Below are 15,513 nucleotides of genomic sequence, written 5' to 3' on the forward strand. Positions count from 1 at the left end.
AACCCGGAATTCGCAGACCACATCTTCGTGATCTTCAACCGCCTCCACACCAAGGACAACTACCCCGGCAGCGGCATCGGCCTCGCCCTGTGCAAAAAGGTCATCGAATTCCACGGCGGCACCATCACCCTCGACACCACCCACACCCCCGGCACCCGCATCACCTTCACCCTCCCCACCACCCCACTTGCCGAAGAGCCCGACCACGCCTGACCCCACCCGCCCACCGCCCCGCACCGCGACCCACGCCCCCGGGGCCCCGCCCCGTCGAGCGGCAGCGAGCGCCCTGCCCCGTCACGTTCGACGGCCGGCCGGCCGATCTGCGGATAACCGACGCCGGTATCAGCCGACTCATGGGCCGCTCCAGGCGCTCCATGGCCTGCACCGGTGAACCAACATGCGCGGAGTGCGCCAAAGCCTCCGCCTGGGCGGCTACTGCTCACCCTTTCCTCCCCCTCGGGTAAGCGGTGAAAGACACGGCCAACAGGGAAGAAGCTCAACCGAGCCCATTGCGGACGATCGCTGCACACCTGCGCCAGCAGGGACGCCTGGCACCAGGCCGCCCACGGCCCAGGACGTAGCGGCTCGTCGCACGTCCGGCGACTCTACCGTCCGAATCCGCGACGACAACGTGTCAGTCTGGCCGTGGACGGTGTCACAAGGGCAGCAGGGCCAGTGGTGTGGTGGTGGGGCTGGTGGAGCCGCCGCGGGGTTCGGTGGTGATGCCGACGGCGTCGGCTCCATGAGGATTGCCGGTCAAGAGCGTGGAACCGGTGGACTGTTGGGGGGCGAGGAGTCCGGCCGGTCGCATGGTGCCGTTCCTGCCGTACCAGAGCTGGTAGACCCGGCCGTCGGGAAGGTCCGGCAGGCCGGAGTAGAAAACCGCGGCCTCGCCCTGCCTCGAGGAGGTCACCACGGTTGCGGTGCCGCCGCCGCTGAGGGTGGCGGTGTATCTGATGGAGTCCGGATCCGCCAGTACCGCGGCCAGGGTTGCCGCGTGCTGTTCGGACCGGATAGCGCGGACCCGTTGTTCGTCGGCGGCGTGCTGGGTGTGGAGTGCCCAGCCGCCGAGGATTCCGCAAGCGGCCAGGCAGGCTGCGGCGGCCAGGTGCGGCAGCCGCTGCCGCCATTGCCGCATATGCCGACGGGTCACAGGGAGAACGGTCAGGCCTGCGGTCACCCGGGGCGGCAGTTGCCTGACGGAGGGCAGTGCCGCCATGACGCCGGCGTGCAGGGAGCGCGGGGGGGCCTCGGCCGCCGCCAGGGCCAGACGTGCCGCGGTCTCACGGAACTCACGGACCTCGGTGGTGCAGGACCGGCAGTGGTGCAGGTGGGCGTGAAACGCGTGTTCCTGTTCCTCGGGCAGGGCGTCGAGGGCGTAGGCACCGGTCAGCGCGTGCAAGTCGGCGGTGGTCATGCGGTCACCCCCAGGCAGTCGCGGAGGCGGATGAGTCCGTCCCGCAGGCGGGTCTTGACGGTTCCCAGCGGGGCCCCGAGCAGGTGGGCGGTCTCCTGGTGGGTGTATCCGCGGTAGTAGGCCATGGTCACCGACTGGCGCTGCAGATCGGTGAGCTGGTCCAGGCAGCGCCGGACCTGCTGGCGTTCGAGGCGTCGCTCGACTTGTTCGGTGACCACGTCGAACGGCGTCTGGTGGTCACGGACGGCGGCCTTGTGGTCCCGTTCCGCGGTTTTCTGCACCGAGCGGATCCGGTCCACGGCCCGGCGGTGGGCGAGCATCATGACCCACGCCATGGCGCTGCCTTTGGCGGGGTCGAAGCGCGACGCGGAGCGCCAGACCTCGATGAGGACCTCCTGGGCGACCTCCTCGGACTGCGCGGCATCGCGCAGCAGTGAACGGACCAGGCCGAGGACGGCGCCGGCGGTCGCGGTGTAGAGGGTCTCGAAGGCTTCGTGATCACCATGCGCGACGCGGCCCAGCAGCTTTTCCAGGACTCCCCGGTCCGGGGCTGCCGCGCGCTCACCGGGTGCCGCGACGTGCATGATGACCTCCAAAGCGTGTAAGGGACACCAGTTCTTCGGTGCGGCGTGCCTTTCGGATGGGTCAGGTGATCCTGCGGTGCGGGCGTCCTGCCCGCGTGCCCTGTCCGGGCCCGCCGCGAAGCGGGCCCGGACAGGGGGCAGCGCTTACTTGGGCATGAGAACGGTGTCGACGATGTAGACCGTGGCGTTGGAGGTACTGACGTTGCCGCAGACCACGTGGGAGGAATCGTTGACCGTGTAGTCCTCGCCGGAACCGGCCGTGGTGAGCTTGCCCTTCTCCAGGGTGTCGAAGGAGCCGTCCGCCAGCTGCGCGGGCGTCAGGCGCTGCCCCACCACGTGGTAGGTGAGGATCTTGGTCAGGGTGGCCTTGTCGTTCAGCACCTTGTCCAGGTCGGCCTTCGGGATCTTCGCGAACGCGTCGTTCGTGGGCGCGAACACCGTGATGTTCTGAGCACTGTTGAGGGTGTCGACGAGCCCGGCCTTCTTGACCGCGGCCACCAGCGTGGAGAGGGCCGGGTTGTTCGACGCGGCCGTCGCCACCGGGTCCTGGGCCATGCCGTCGAAGCTGCCGGCGCCGTCCTTCGGCACCGCGGAGCACGCCGCGCCGAAGGGCTTGTTCATCGCCATGGCGTCCCCGGGATCCTGGCTCACGGAGCCGACGTCGGCCGGGCCGGACGCCGCCATCGTGGACGAGGCGTCAGAAGCCTTGCCGTCGCTGTTGTCGCCACACGCGGTCAGCGCGAGGGGCAGGACGGCGGCAGCGGACACCGCAAGGGCGACACGGCGGAAGCGCAGGGTGTTCATCAGGAAATCTCCTTGATCGTTTCTCTTCACGGGCGGGGAGCGGCTCTTGGAGCCGTTGGTGCAGGGTTCGGGGGTTCCGACGACGGGCCGGGTCAGTCCACGGTGATCACCACCGAGTGCCGGCCGCTGGCGCCGTCGGGAATGGTGCGGGCACGCCGGGCGGTCTGGACGGCGCCGGTGCCGTCGGTGGCCCGCGTGGTCAGGGTGTGCGGGCCGGGGGTGGCGTCCCAGGACAGGGACCACTGCCGCCAGGTGTCAGTGGTGGCCTGAGCGGCGAGGTCGGCGTCCCGCCACGGGCCGTCGCCGACGCGGACCTCGACGCGCTCGATGCCCCGATGCTGGGCCCAGGCGACACCCGCGACCATGACGGTCCCGGCCTTCGGGCGGGCGAACGGCTTGGGCGTGTCGATACGGGACTGCGTCTTGACCGGGGCCTCACGCGCCCACTTCCGCTTCACCCAGTAGGGGTCGTAGGAGTCGAAGGTCGTGAGCTCGATGTCCTCGATCCACTTGCAGGCCGAAACGTAGCCGTACAGGCCGGGGACGACCATGCGGACGGGGAAACCGTGCTCCAGCGGCAGCGGTTCGCCGTTCATGCCGACCGCGAGCAGCGCGTCCCGCCCGTCCATGACCTCCTCGACGGGTGTCCCGATCGTCATGCCGTCCACGGACCGGGAGACCAACTGGTCCGCCGGGCCGCCCCGCGACGGCGGCCGCACACCCGCCTCGCGCAGTACGTCCGCGAGGCGTACGCCCAGCCAGCGGGCATTGCCCGCGTAGGGGCCGCCGACTTCGTTGGAAACGCAGGTCAAGGTGATGTCCCGCTCGATCAGTTCGCGGCGCAGCAGGTCCTGGAAGCCGAGGTCCAACGGCCGGGTGACGCCCTGGCCGTGGACGCGCAGCCGCCACCGTGTCGCGTCGACCTTGGGGACCACCAGCGCGGTGTCCACGCGGTAGAAGTCGGCGTTCGACGTGACGAATGGACTGATTCCGGCGACCCGCAAGGCCGCGCCGCGCGGCACCGGGCGTGCAGGCGAGCCCGGCAGCGGCAGCCTGACGGCTGCGCGGGACGCGGCTGCCTCCTTGCCGGCGGAGGAGGCGAGACCACGTCCCAGTGCTCCGGCCGCAGCGGACCCGGCGGCCGCCGAAGCGGCGGCCACGAGGAAACCACGGCGGTCCCAGGAGAAATCCGACGCGGATCCGGCGGCGGGTGCGCCGACCCGTGTCAGGCGCCCGATCAGCACCCACAACAGAGCCGCACCGGCCAACGCGCCGACCAGGGAGGGCAACGCGTCGAGAACGCCGACGGAGTCCGGCCTGCTCAACGCGGCCGCCGCGCCCAGCACACCGAAGCCGAGCACTCCCGCCGCCCCGGCGCGCCGGAACCACAGGGCCACGAGCCCCAGGGCGACCGCCAGCAGGCCCAGCACGGCGAGGATCCCGAGTTGCAGCACCAGTTTGTCGTTCGTGCCGAACGAACGGATCGCCCAGTCCTTCACGGCAGCCGGTGTCCGGTCGATCGCCGCACCGCCCACCGCGACCACCGGGCCCGCCTCCGGCCGCAGCGCACCCGCCGCCAACTCGGCGACGGCCAGGGCGGCACCGGCCGCGAGCAGTCCGGACACCGAACCCAAGGCGCCGCGTGTCAGCTGCCGCGCGCGCTGTGCACTGAAGATCCTCACACCAGGCATTCGTCGCCCTGGCGGCGGCAGATTGGAGCCTCACTCCATCGAGTGAAGGGCGATCGCACCGGTGCATGCGACACGGCAGAGGGGCAGAAAAACGCCCGCGCCCCCGCGCGCGTATAGGTCAGCTACGTGACGCCGGCCGCCGAAATGCCCTGCTTGCCGCCCGTGGCCGTCACCCTGTCCGCGCTGTACTTGTGGTTGCGCTAAGAACGGTTCGTCCGCGGCGCTATGGCAGTCTGCGGACCTCGTCGGAGTTGGTGAGCGCCGGGTCTGTTCCTCAAGGTCCATGAAGTCTGGCGGCAGCGGAATTCACCGCCCAGGGGCGCTCGCAGGAAGTGGGGAGGGAACTACCGCTGTCCCGGGGCCGCGGACGACCCCGGGGCAGATCGGGTCAGTTGCAGGCAGAGATCACTCTGTGCCGCAGTCCCCGGCGAAGTACTGGGCCATGGATGCCAGGGTGACCTCTACGCTGTCCGCCATGTAGCGGCGCAGATCGTCCAGGTCGGTGCGAGTGGTGCCCAAGGCCGGGTCGAGGCGCAGGAGTTGCCAGGACTGCCGGACGATCGTGCCGCGGCCTTGGGGATGGAAGGTCCAGTCCCACCGCACGATGCCGTTCTCGGCGCCGCCGACGACGAACCCGAATGCGACCGCGGGGTCAGCTCGTACGACTTGGGATCGGGTGGTCCACTCCCGTCCGTCCTTGCGGTTGCGGCCGCTGAACCAGGCCCCGGCCCGGGGACCGGCCTCGTGGTCGTAGGCGGCGTCGGTCGCGTTGGGGCTCCAACGGCTGATCGAGGACACGTCGCCGACCAGTTGGTAGACGTGGGCGGGTGGGGCGTCGACCCAGGCGCGCCTGGTGAACGCGTAGGTGGCTGGGTCCAGGGACTCGAAGGTTGCCAGGGGGTCGGGCCGGGCGGTGGTACTCACGGCGTGCTCCTCGGTGGTCGGACTGATCGGCTGCGCCTACCTCAGCGACAGTGCAGCCCGGCAACCAGACCCGCTCGTGCCTATCCACAGTTGGGGCAGGCTGGGTGTCCGCGGGACGTTGATACTCGGAGCCATGAACGGAAAATCGCAGCTCGGGGAGTTTCTGCGGATGCGGCGTTCCCAGCTGCGTCCCGAGGATGCCGCAGTACCCACCTACAACGAGCGCCGGCGCGTATCCGGACTCCGGCGCGAGGAGCTGGCGTTGCTGGCGGGTGTGAGCGCCTCCTATTACACGCGGCTGGAGCAGGGCCAGTCGCAGAGCGCCTCGCCGCAGGTGCTGGACGCGATCGCCGGGGCGCTGCGGCTGGATGACTCCGAACGGCGGCATCTGCACGATCTGGCACGGGCGGACCGGCACCGGCCACGGTCACGGCGGCCCGCGCCGGAGCGCGTGAGTGAGGCGGAACGGCAGCTGCTGGACGTCCTGCCGGACGTACCCGCGGTCGTTCTCGGCCTGCGCAGTGACGTGCTGGCGTGGAACCGGCTGGGACACGCCCTGTTCGCGGGGCATCTGGACCCAGGGGCCCCGGAGGTCGCGAGGGACCGCCCCAATATGGCCCGTTTGGTGTTCCTCGACGGTCATACCCGCGAGCTGTACGCGGACTGGCCGAGCAAGGCCAGGGCCGTCGTGGGGAACCTGCGCCTGGTGGCGGGCCGCCATCCGCAGGACGCGGCACTGCACGCGCTGGTGGGCGAACTGAGCTCGACGAGCACGGAGTTCGCCACAATGTGGGCGGACCACCGGGTCAGGGCCTGCACCGTCGCCGCCTATACGATGCGCCACCCGCTGGTCGGAGCAGTGAACGTCATCCAGCACACCCTGAGCCTCGGAGCGGACGGCCCTGGCGTCGTCGTGGCCACCGCAGAGGCGGGCTCCCCTTCGCGTGCGGCGCTGACCTTGCTGGGGCAGGCCACCGTGCAGGCCGGGCCGGGGCAGGAAACCACCCCCACTGCCCGGACCGCTCCGTCGACGTCCGTTCTGACGAACCCGCCCGGCCCCGCGCGGCCGGGTTCCCGTACCGCCGACTGATCCGCGTGCCACTGGCCCCAGGCACCATTCGGCTCGCACCCGGCTCACCCCTGCCCGGTCGCCGCCGGTGGACGCCACCAGTGGCCACGCGCCTTCTAGTCCGCCCGGCCCACAACACACTTCCCCGCATGCGTCGGCGTGTGACTGCCGCATGCCCGAAAACAACTGAAGGAACCATGACCAGGAAACTCTCCCCTCTCGCCGCCACGGTGGCCGCCCTGGCCGCTGTGGCAGGGGTCGCGCTCGGACCCGCCCAGGCATCGTCCGCCTCCCCGACGCTGCTCGACGCCCGGATCGCCGCGCACTTCGACCTGGCCAAGGGCCGGACACCGGAGAACATCGCCCTGGCCCCGCACGGCGACGCGTACGTCACCTTCGCGGCCGGCCGCCAGGTCGCCAGGATCTCCGCCCACGGCGACACCCGGATCCTGGCCACCCTGCCCGCGCCGGCCGACGGCGGCATCCACACCCCGGTCCTGGGCTTCGCCCTGACCACCGGCATCGTCCGCGCCCACGACGGCACCCTCTACTTCCTGTATGCCGCGGGGACCCCCGACCTGACCGGGCTGTGGCGCCTACGCCCGGGCGGCCGCCCGCAACGGATCGCCGCGCTTCCCGCGGACGGTCTGCCCAACGGCCTGGCGCTGGACGCACACACCGGCACCCTCTACATCACCGACTCCGTCCTCGGCACCATCTGGCGCGTCCCCACCCACGGCGGGACCCCCACCGCCTGGTCCACCGCGCCCGAACTCGCCTCCAGCGGCTTCCTCGGCGCCAATGGCCTGAAGATCCACGACGGCGAGATCTGGGCCACCAACCTCGACCAGGGCACCGTCCTGCGCATCCCCGTTCTGCGGGACGGCCGAGCCGGCCGGGTCCGTACCGAAGCGAGCGGGCTCACGGGGATCGACGACTTCGCCTTCACAGGCCGCGGCGACCAACTCCTCGCCACCCTCAACGGCTCCAGCCAGGTCGCGCTGGTCCGGCCCGGCGGCAGCCACACGATCGTGCTGAGCCCGGCCGACGGCCTGCAGAACCCCACATCCATCGCCCTGCGCGGCGACACCGTCTACGTGCTGAGCGCCGCGTACGTCACCGCCAACGACCCCAACCTGCTCGTCGCCCGTCTGAACAAGTAAAGGAGAAAGACCATGCAGGACGCGCACGAGATCACCCTCGGCGCTGTCACCGTCACCCGCGTCGAGGAACCCAGACCTTCCCGAGCAGGCGTGGAAGGAGCACCGCGCCATGCTGGTCCCCGACCACTACAGCCCCGATGACGCCATGGTCCACGTCGCTATGCAGACCTGGATGCTGCGCAGTGGCGGGCGGACCATCCTGATAGACACGGGCGTCGGCAACGACAGGTCCCACCCGTCCGTGGGCGGGTGGGACCACCTGCACCTCGACTACCTCGGCAACCTCGCCCGTGCCGGCGTACGACCCGAGGATGTCGACCTGGTGGTCAACACCCGCCTCCACGTCGACCACGTCGGCTGGAACACCCGCGTGCTCGACGGCGCCTGGGTTCCCACGTTCCCCAACGCCACCTACCTGATGCCGAAGGCGGACTTCGAATTCTTCAACCCGGACAACAACCCCAACATCGCCGACGGAGTCAACGAGAGATAGGGCCGGGGCCCCGGGGCCAGGTTCCGTTCACCTCGTCCCAAGTTCAGGCAGATTGAGGGGTGGTCAGGCGTGAGACGACCAGCATGATCGCGCGGCGCCGGGTTGCCTGCACGTCATCTCCACCCGGCCCAGCCGTCCCCTCGGGGCTTCCGTCGCTCCAGGTGGCAGCGATGTTCAGGATGAGTGCGAGCATCGCGGCCGACGACATCCCCGCATCGACCTTTCCGGCGGCCTGTGCCGCGGCCAGGGCTGTGGCCTTCTCGATGGTCGACTCCAGGCCAGGGGCGGCGGAGAGCTCCACCGCGCCTTCCAGCGCGAACCAGCGGGCGAGGCGCAGTAGGTGCGGTCGCTGTTGGTAGAAGTCAAAGAGCGCCCCGGCATAGCCGGGCAGGTCGTCCGCGTCGAACGGTACGGCCTCTAGCAGCTCGCCGATGGCCTGCTCGTAGACAACTTCGAACAGCCCGATCTTGTTGCCGAAGTAGACGTACAGCAGGTTCTTGTTCACGGACGCATCGGCGGCGATCCGGTCGACCCGGGCGCCGGCGATGCCGTACCGCGCGAATTCCTGGCTTGCCGCGTCCAGGATCCGCCGCTTGGTCACATCGGACTTTTTAACCATCTGGTCAGCTTAACCAAGCAGGCCGGTTCGGTGACGCCCTGCCCACGCCTTCTTGCAGCAGGCCGGGACGCACCCTAAAATTGACTGTCTAGTTAGTTAGGTTGAAGCGCCCGCGGTGGTCATCATGCTTGCTCCGGCCCTCGTCTCAAGTGCCGTGGACGAGCACCTTGAGGACCGCTCGGGCATACCGAGGAGTGTGAAGGATGACCGATCAAGTCGCATGGGTGACGGGCGCGTCCTCAGGCATCGGAGCCGCTGTCGCACGGCGCCTGGCAAAGATGGGCTACCTCGTCTACGGCTCCGCCCGGCGTTCGGATCGGCTGGTCGGCTTGGAAGCAGACGGCATCCGCCCTGTGGCCATGGATGTCACCGACGACGCGGCCATGCAGGCGGCCGCCGCAAGCATCCACAAGGAAAGCGGCCGCATCGACGTCCTGGTGAACAACGCCGGATTCGGGGCGTACGGCGCGCTGGAGGACGTCCCTCTTGAGGAGGGCCGCTACCAGTTTCGAGGTCAACGTCTTCGGGCCTGCCCGGCTCGCTCAGCTCGTCCTGCCGCACATGCGCGCGCAGGGCGCGGGCACCATCGTCAACGTCTCCTCGATCGGGGGGAAGATCTACGGCCCGCTCGGCAGTTGGTACCACGCGACCAAGTTCGCCCTGGAGGGGATGAGTGACGCGCTCAGGATCGAGGTGGCACCGTTCGGGGTCCGCGTGGTCCTCATCGAACCCGGCGCCATCCGCACCGAGTGGAACACCATCGCTCGTGACCATCTGATGCAGGTGTCCGGTTCGGGTGCCTACGCGCGTCTGGCCGCATCTGTTCGTGACGTCCTGGCCGAGGCGGACGACGCCGGCACCGGCTCCGATCCATCGGTCGTTGCCGACGCTGTCGCCAAGGCCGTCTCCTCTCCCCGTCCCAAGGCTCGCTACGCCGTCGGCGCCTCAGCCCGCCAGGCCGTCGTCGGCCGCAGGCTCCTGCCCGACAGTGCCATGGACCGTGTCATCTCCCGGTCCTTCAAGGCCACCCCCAAGGACGTCCTGTAAGCAGTCCGACGCCCGGTCGATCCAGGTCCGCCCCGCCACCTCCGCGGCAGGGCGGACCTGACCCCTCCCGCAGTGAAGTAGAAAGGCTGGAACACATGAAGCTCGGCATCATCCTGGGCGGTGGCGGCCAGGTCGGCATTGCCTGGGAGACGGCAGTACTGGCAGCTCTCACCCAGCACGCCGGCCTCGACGTGAACGCCGCGGCGGTCATCGCGGGGACCTCGGCCGGAGCGTTCGTCGGCGCCACGGCCGCGTCCGGCGCCGATCTGGCGGCCCTGACCGACCAGGAAATCATCGGCAGCACGCTTTCCCCCGTCCCTCCGCCCCCTCCGGCACAGCAGGACAGCGGAACCGGCACCGCGGTCGTCCCGGACGACATCACCAAGATTGTCACTTCGCGAGAGGGCACCGTCCGGGAACGGTCGGCAGCAGTCGGCCAGCTCGCGCTGGCCGCGACTCCCGTGGTCGACGAGGAAACCTACCTGCAGCTGCTGGCCACCATGTTCACACCGCGTGAGTGGCCCGCCACGACCGACCTGCGCATCACCTCCGCCCACTGCACCACCGGCGAGACCGTGCTGTGGAGCCGCAACCACGGCATCGACCTGATGCGGGCCGTCGCCTCCTCGTGCGCCATCCCCGGCTTCTTCCCGCCTGTCCAGCACAACGGCGACTACTACTGCGACGCCCCCCGGACCCCGTTCTGTGCCACGCTCGCCGAAACCGAGCAGCTGGACAGAATCCTGTTCATCGGCCCGGACATCCCCGTCCTCGCCGGCATGGACGAAAAGCACGAGCTCGACCGGCTCAAAGCGAACGGCACTCCCGTCGTCGCCATCACCGGCAGCCCGTCCTTCGACGAAGTCGGCAAAGAACTCATGGACGCCGCCGCCCGGCCGCGCGCGGCCGAGATCGGCCTGCAGGACGGGCACGCCGCGGCCGCAGAAGTGATCTCCCTGCTCTGGTGACCGCACGGGCCGGCGAACAACACCCGCGAGTCCGGGGCCATCCCGCCACGGCTCACCCGGTCCCGGCAACCCACCCCGCCTCGCCCCTGCGCAGCAGCAGGCTGTGGCTGAGCGCGTCACCCCTCTGCCCGTCTGCGAGTGACAGCCCTTCAGCAGCCGAAAAGACTGGGAGATCCGGCGGGACGTGCTGTACGTGGGCCGATGCGATGAGGCGGGACCGTAGGGAGAAGAACATGGCAGGTAGGGTGCGCCGCCGGCTTCGCCTCACCGGAGCAGTAGGGGGCCTCGCCCTGGGACTGATTGCCTGCCAGGCCGCGGAGCACGGGACAGCGGACGGGACACATGTGCACGCTCGGGGAGGCGTATCCGCGCCGTTCGCCCAGGAGATGGACGCAGGTATGCAGGCCATGATGAAGGCCATGGCGGGCTCGTCCAGGACCGGTGACCCCGACCACGACTTCGCGGCGATGATGGTCCCCCACCACCAGGGCGCCATCGCCATGGCCAAGGCGGTCCTGGAACACGGCAAGGACCCCGTCCTGCGGAGGCTGGCTCAGGAAATCATCGTCACGCAGCAGCAGGAGATCGGCGTGATGAAGGGCCGGCTGTCGGAGAAGCCCGCAGCCCGGCAGCACGCGTCGCCCCCCGCGGCACAGCAGGGCAAGGAGAACCCTCAGCCGCGATCGGATGCTGCGGGTCCGCTGCTGCCGATATCCAGCCAGGACCGCGTCTACACATCCGACCAGACGTCCAACACCGTCTCGGTGATCGACCCCGTCGCCAATCGTCTTCTCGGGGTGATCCGCCTGGGCGATCCGGTACCGGGCGCACTCAGCCCCCTGTACAAGAATCAACTGCTCGTGCACGGCGGGGGCTTCTCCCCCGATCACCGAACCCTGGCCACGGTGTCCATCGGCTCCAACTCTGTCACGCTCATCGACACCGCGACGAACAAGGTCAAGGGCGTGGTATACGTCGGGCGGTCTCCGCACGAGGCGTTCTTCACGCCCGACGGCAAGGAGCTGTGGGCCACGGTGCGCGGCGAGGACTACGTGTCGGTGATCGATCCCGTGCGGATGCGGGAGAAGCGCCGTGTCACGACGGCCAACGGGCCGGGCATGGTGCTGTTCCGGCCAGACGGCAAGTACGCCTTTGTGCCCTCCAGTTTCACCCCGGAAGTCGACGTCATCGACACCCGCACCTACCGGGTCGTGGCCCGCGTACCGCAGGCCAGCCCTTTCTCGCCGAACCTGGCAGTGAGCCGGGACGGCACCGAGGTGTGGTTCACGCTCAAGGACAGCGGCAAGACCCAGGTCATGAGCGCGCGGCCGCCGTTCCGCATCCTTGCCACGATCGACAGCGGGCCCATCAGCAACCACGTCACCCTCGTCGACAATCGCGCCGGCCATTTCGCCTACGTCACCGTGGGCGGTGAGAACGTCATCAAGGTCTATCGGCGCGGACCCGAGCCGGCCCTGGTCGCCACCATTCCCACCGGGGACCTGCCGCATGGGATCTGGGTCTCCGGCGACGGCACGCGCGTCTATGTCGGGCTGGAGAACCAGGACGCGGTCGTGGCCGTCGACACGCTCGAGAACAGAGTGATCGCGACCATCCCGGTGGGCCAGCAGCCCCAGCAACTGCTCTACGTGCCACGTGCCGTCCCGCACGGCACGGGAACCGCCAACCTGCAGCCGCTGGGAGTGGCGGGCAAGGCGGGCCATCTCACGCTGTCCGCTCCGAAGGGCGGGGGCAGGGCTCATGCGACCGTCTCGGTCAACGCGCTCGGCGCCCTGGACCTCCTCCAGGTCGCGGCCACCGGCCTGCAGCCCGGCAAGAACTACATGCTGTGGCTCACCGAGCACCGCACCGCGCCCTTCGGCCGCAAGCAGGCACTGGCCATGTTCACCACCAACTCCGCGGGCGCGCAGGTCAGTCAGGCCATCGGGCTCCTCCGTGACGTGCTGACGCCGCCGAGGTCCGCAGCCTCGGCACCGCCTCGGCGCTACCTGATCATCACCCCGGCGGACAGCAGTTCTCCTGTCGCCGTTCAGGACCACTACAAGCCCATGCCCCCTCCAGAGGGACCGTCACCGGAACCCGCCCCGGCCGCAGGAGGCTCATGACCTGGGCGTCCTCCGCCTGACCGCACGGTCCTCGGTCACAGGTAGAGACTGCGGCGGTAGGTCGGCGGACTGTTCAGCGTGTCCAGGACGAGCGCCGCCATCCCGGCGTAGGAGGCGCTGCGGACCGGTGTGAGGTAGGGCGTGAAGGACGCACGCGCGGGACGGACGACGGGGGTGTCCCCGGGGACGAGGCGGGTGGGGCGCAGGAATGTCCAGTCCAGTCGGCTGGCCTCGACGATGGCGTCCTGCTCCCGGCGTTGTCGGATGGCCCGGGCGTTGAAGGCCCGATAGGCAGCGGCGATCACGCGGGCCGTGGCTCCCCTGAGGTGTGGCGGGTAGGCGGCTTCGGATATCACGACGAGCCGGGGGACGTTCCGCTTGTGCATGGCTTCGATGATGGTGCGGGTGCCGTCGGTGTAGAGCGGGGTGGCCGGATTGCCGCGGAGTCCGAAGGCGATCACGACGGCGTCGGCTTCGCGGACGGCGTCGTCGGCGGTGGCCGGGTCGAGGACGGAACCGGTGACCACGAGGTCGGTGAGAGTTCCGCTGAGCCGAGTTGCGTCGCGGGCGTGGGCGGTGGTGCGGTGGCCGCGGTGGTGGGCGGCCTCGAGAAGGGCCCGTCCAGTGCGGCCCGTGGCGCCGAAGACGGTGATGTTCACGTCTGGTCCTTCGGTGAGTGCGGTCGGAGTCAGTTGCTCGGTGGGTCGGCGGGCGAGGCCGGGGCGGGCGTGGTGCGCCGCCCCGGCCGGTCGGCGCAGGCGCGCCAGAAGGTCAGCGGGCAATGAGATCGCTGATGGACTGGGCGATGAGGGTGGGCTGTTCGTGGCCGAGTCCGTGGCTGCCCTTGAGCATCAGCACATGGGCGTGGCTGAGACGGTCGACGAGGTACCGGGAGTGGGCGGGGTCGACGAACTGGTCACCCTCAGCGCCGATGACGAGTGCGGGCACGTGGATCGCGTCCAGGGCGCCGGTGGCGTCGATGGTGCGGGCGAGTTCGATCTGCGCCCGCAGACCGGGCGGGCGTCGGCTGCCGAGCGCCATGATCATCCCCTGGAGTGCTTCCGGCGGCAGTTGCTCGGCGGTGGCATCCGGCATGCCGAGGATGAGCAGCAGCCGTCCGACGGCGTCCGGGTCGGCGTCCAGGATGGTCTCCCACAGTTCCAGACGCAGCCGCAAACTGGCACGTGCGGTCGCGAAGCCGCACAGGCTGACCACGTGCGTGACGTGGTCCGGGAAAACAGCAGCGGTGATCAGAGCCAGCGGGGCGCCCAGAGAGGCGCCGGCGAGGGCGAAGCGGTCGTGGCCGGCGTTGTCGGCAACGCGCACCAGTTGCGCTGCAAGGGTTGCGGCGTCGATCGGGCCGTCGGGCAGGGGGCTTGTCCCGGTGCCAGGCAGGTCGGGCATGATCACGGTGTGCGAGGAAGCCAGGGCGTCGACAGTGGCGCCCCAGGTGTCCCTGACTGTGCTGGCCGTGCCGGGGACGAGAACCACGGCGGGACCGCTTCCGGTAACAGTGAAGGCGAGCTCGTGCATCAATGACCTCGTGTCAGAGGGTTTTCGTGGTGGGTTGCCTGGTGTGGTGTGGCCGGCCAGGGGGTCCGTGCACCCTCGGGTCGGGACGGAGGTCGGATCGCTCCGGCGCCGGCCCGAGGGTTCGGTCGGCCACAGGGATCACAGCGGGAAGCTGATGCCGGTGAGGCGCTCGCTCTCGGTCCACAGCAGGGTGCCCTCGGCCGCGTCGTCGGCGCCGGCTGGGAGGGAGACCGCCTTGGGCGTGCCGCTGGTCTGGTCGCGGCCGGCCGGTCCGAGGAACTGGCCGCTGTGCACGTCGGGGCTGGTGGCGGCGTACAGCGATGGCCACGCCGCGCCCTCGGCCGAGCCCATGACGGTGCGTGCGGTCAGCGCGATGACCAGCTTGGACAGGGCTCCCTGGCTGTGGCGCTGGAGGTTGGTGATGGCGGAGCCGGGGTGGACCACGACGGCTTCGATGTTGCTCCCGGCCAGACGGCGGGCCAGTTCCTGGGTGAAGACGACGTTGGCGCGCTTGGACTTGGCGTAGGAGGCCATCGCGCCGTAGCGCTGCTCGCTCATCAGGTCCTGCAGGCGCCCGATGCGCCAGGTCGCGGCGATGGCGCTGACGGTGATGATGCGGGCTGCGGGCGAGCGCCGCAGGGCGGGCATGAGTCCGGCGGTGAGGGCGAAGTGGCCGAGGTGGTTGGTGCCGAAGGTCAGCTCGAGGCCGTCGCTGGTGGTGCGGCGCTCGGGGACGTTCATCACGCCGGCGTTGTTGAACAGCAGGTCGATGGTCTCGGTCTCGGCCAGGCGCTGGCTGGTCTCCTGGATCGAGGAGAGGCTGCCGAGGTCGAGGACGGCGGTGCCGACGTCGGCGCGGGGCTGCTGTGTGCGCAGTGCGTCCGCGGCCTCGTCGAGCTTGTCCTGGCTGCGTCCGGCGAGGATCACGCGGGCGCCGTGGCGGGACAGGACGCGTGCGGTCTCCAGGCCGATGCCGCTGTTTCCACCGGTGATCAGGGCGGTGCGGCCGTCCTGGCTGGTGATGGCGTCCGGTGTCCAGTGCGCTGTTGTGGTGTGGCGGGCGGAGCTCATGATG

15 protein-coding genes and 2 pseudogenes are annotated in these 15,513 nt (G+C 69.9%); 8 read left to right on the top strand and 9 right to left on the bottom strand.

Annotation, left to right across the window (positions count from 1 at the left end):
• Nucleotides 1-213: ATP-binding protein (locus tag ABZ883_RS39675; RefSeq protein ID WP_360915953.1), on the top strand; the 213-nt coding region annotated here is incomplete at its 5' end.
• Between the two features lie 442 nt (nt 214-655).
• Here the strand turns inward: ABZ883_RS39675 and ABZ883_RS39680 are convergent.
• From ABZ883_RS39680 to ABZ883_RS39700, 5 genes are all read right to left on the bottom strand, one after another.
• Nucleotides 656-1,417, bottom strand: coding sequence for an anti-sigma factor (locus ABZ883_RS39680; protein ID WP_360915956.1), 762 nt, complete (start codon nt 1,415-1,417; stop codon nt 656-658).
• Nucleotides 1,414-2,001, bottom strand: coding sequence for an ECF RNA polymerase sigma factor SigK (gene sigK, locus ABZ883_RS39685; protein WP_360915959.1), 588 nt, complete (start codon nt 1,999-2,001; stop codon nt 1,414-1,416). Before sigK ends, ABZ883_RS39680 begins: the two co-directional genes overlap by 4 nt.
• Nucleotides 2,002-2,145: 144 nt before the next feature.
• Nucleotides 2,146-2,805 (bottom strand): fasciclin domain-containing protein, encoded by a 660-nt coding sequence (locus tag ABZ883_RS39690; RefSeq protein ID WP_360915962.1) that lies wholly within the window; start codon nt 2,803-2,805, stop codon nt 2,146-2,148.
• Nucleotides 2,806-2,897: 92 nt separating this feature from the next.
• Nucleotides 2,898-4,487: a molybdopterin-dependent oxidoreductase gene (locus tag ABZ883_RS39695; protein WP_360915964.1), complete on the bottom strand. Its 1,590-nt coding sequence runs from the start codon at nt 4,485-4,487 to the stop codon at nt 2,898-2,900.
• A gap of 414 nt (nt 4,488-4,901) precedes the next feature.
• Nucleotides 4,902-5,420 carry an SRPBCC family protein gene (locus ABZ883_RS39700; RefSeq protein WP_360915967.1) on the bottom strand — a complete coding sequence of 173 codons (519 nt, stop codon included), beginning with the start codon at nt 5,418-5,420 and terminating at the stop codon, nt 4,902-4,904.
• 133 nt (nt 5,421-5,553) lie between these two features.
• On the opposite strand from ABZ883_RS39700, the gene ABZ883_RS39705 reads away from it, so the two are divergent.
• The 3 genes and pseudogenes from ABZ883_RS39705 to ABZ883_RS39715 form a co-directional block, all read left to right on the top strand.
• Nucleotides 5,554-6,510 (top strand): helix-turn-helix transcriptional regulator, encoded by a 957-nt coding sequence (locus ABZ883_RS39705; protein ID WP_360915970.1) that lies wholly within the window; start codon nt 5,554-5,556, stop codon nt 6,508-6,510.
• 176 nt (nt 6,511-6,686) lie between these two features.
• A complete protein-coding gene (locus ABZ883_RS39710) occupies nt 6,687-7,652 on the top strand; it encodes a hypothetical protein (RefSeq protein ID WP_360915973.1) in 966 nt (321 codons plus the stop codon).
• A gap of 12 nt (nt 7,653-7,664) precedes the next feature.
• Nucleotides 7,665-8,109 (top strand): annotated as a pseudogene (locus ABZ883_RS39715) (MBL fold metallo-hydrolase); the annotation flags it as partial.
• 79 nt (nt 8,110-8,188) lie between these two features.
• On the opposite strand, the gene ABZ883_RS39720 reads toward ABZ883_RS39715, so the two are convergent.
• Entirely contained in the window at nt 8,189-8,764 is a 576-nt protein-coding gene (locus ABZ883_RS39720; protein ID WP_360915976.1) for a TetR family transcriptional regulator, read from the bottom strand.
• Nucleotides 8,765-8,967: 203 nt separating this feature from the next.
• Here ABZ883_RS39720 and ABZ883_RS39725 point away from each other — a divergent pair.
• From ABZ883_RS39725 to ABZ883_RS39740, 4 genes and pseudogenes are all read left to right on the top strand, one after another.
• Nucleotides 8,968-9,198 (top strand): annotated as a pseudogene (locus ABZ883_RS39725) (SDR family NAD(P)-dependent oxidoreductase); the annotation flags it as partial.
• A gap of 52 nt (nt 9,199-9,250) precedes the next feature.
• The gene (locus ABZ883_RS39730) at nt 9,251-9,811 is read left to right on the top strand and encodes an SDR family NAD(P)-dependent oxidoreductase (RefSeq protein ID WP_360915979.1); all 561 of its coding nucleotides are present in this window, start codon (nt 9,251-9,253) and stop codon (nt 9,809-9,811) included.
• A 95-nt stretch (nt 9,812-9,906) separates the two neighbouring features.
• Nucleotides 9,907-10,779, top strand: coding sequence for a patatin-like phospholipase family protein (locus ABZ883_RS39735; protein ID WP_360915982.1), 873 nt, complete (start codon nt 9,907-9,909; stop codon nt 10,777-10,779).
• Between the two features lie 233 nt (nt 10,780-11,012).
• A complete protein-coding gene (locus ABZ883_RS39740) occupies nt 11,013-12,905 on the top strand; it encodes a DUF305 domain-containing protein (RefSeq protein ID WP_360915985.1) in 1,893 nt (630 codons plus the stop codon).
• A 35-nt stretch (nt 12,906-12,940) separates the two neighbouring features.
• Here ABZ883_RS39740 and ABZ883_RS39745 read toward each other — a convergent pair whose 3' ends face one another.
• The 3 genes from ABZ883_RS39745 to ABZ883_RS39755 form a co-directional block, all read right to left on the bottom strand.
• Nucleotides 12,941-13,564, bottom strand: coding sequence for an NAD(P)H-binding protein (locus ABZ883_RS39745; RefSeq protein WP_360915988.1), 624 nt, complete (start codon nt 13,562-13,564; stop codon nt 12,941-12,943).
• A 112-nt stretch (nt 13,565-13,676) separates the two neighbouring features.
• Nucleotides 13,677-14,438: an alpha/beta hydrolase gene (locus ABZ883_RS39750; RefSeq protein WP_360915991.1), complete on the bottom strand. Its 762-nt coding sequence runs from the start codon at nt 14,436-14,438 to the stop codon at nt 13,677-13,679.
• Nucleotides 14,439-14,576: 138 nt separating this feature from the next.
• Nucleotides 14,577-15,509 carry an oxidoreductase gene (locus tag ABZ883_RS39755; RefSeq protein ID WP_360915994.1) on the bottom strand — a complete coding sequence of 311 codons (933 nt, stop codon included), beginning with the start codon at nt 15,507-15,509 and terminating at the stop codon, nt 14,577-14,579.
• Between the last annotated feature and the right edge of the window lie 4 nt (nt 15,510-15,513).

This window comes from Streptomyces sp. NPDC046977 (assembly GCF_040644455.1).
In the GTDB taxonomy this organism is placed as follows: Bacteria; Actinomycetota; Actinomycetes; order Streptomycetales; family Streptomycetaceae; genus Actinacidiphila.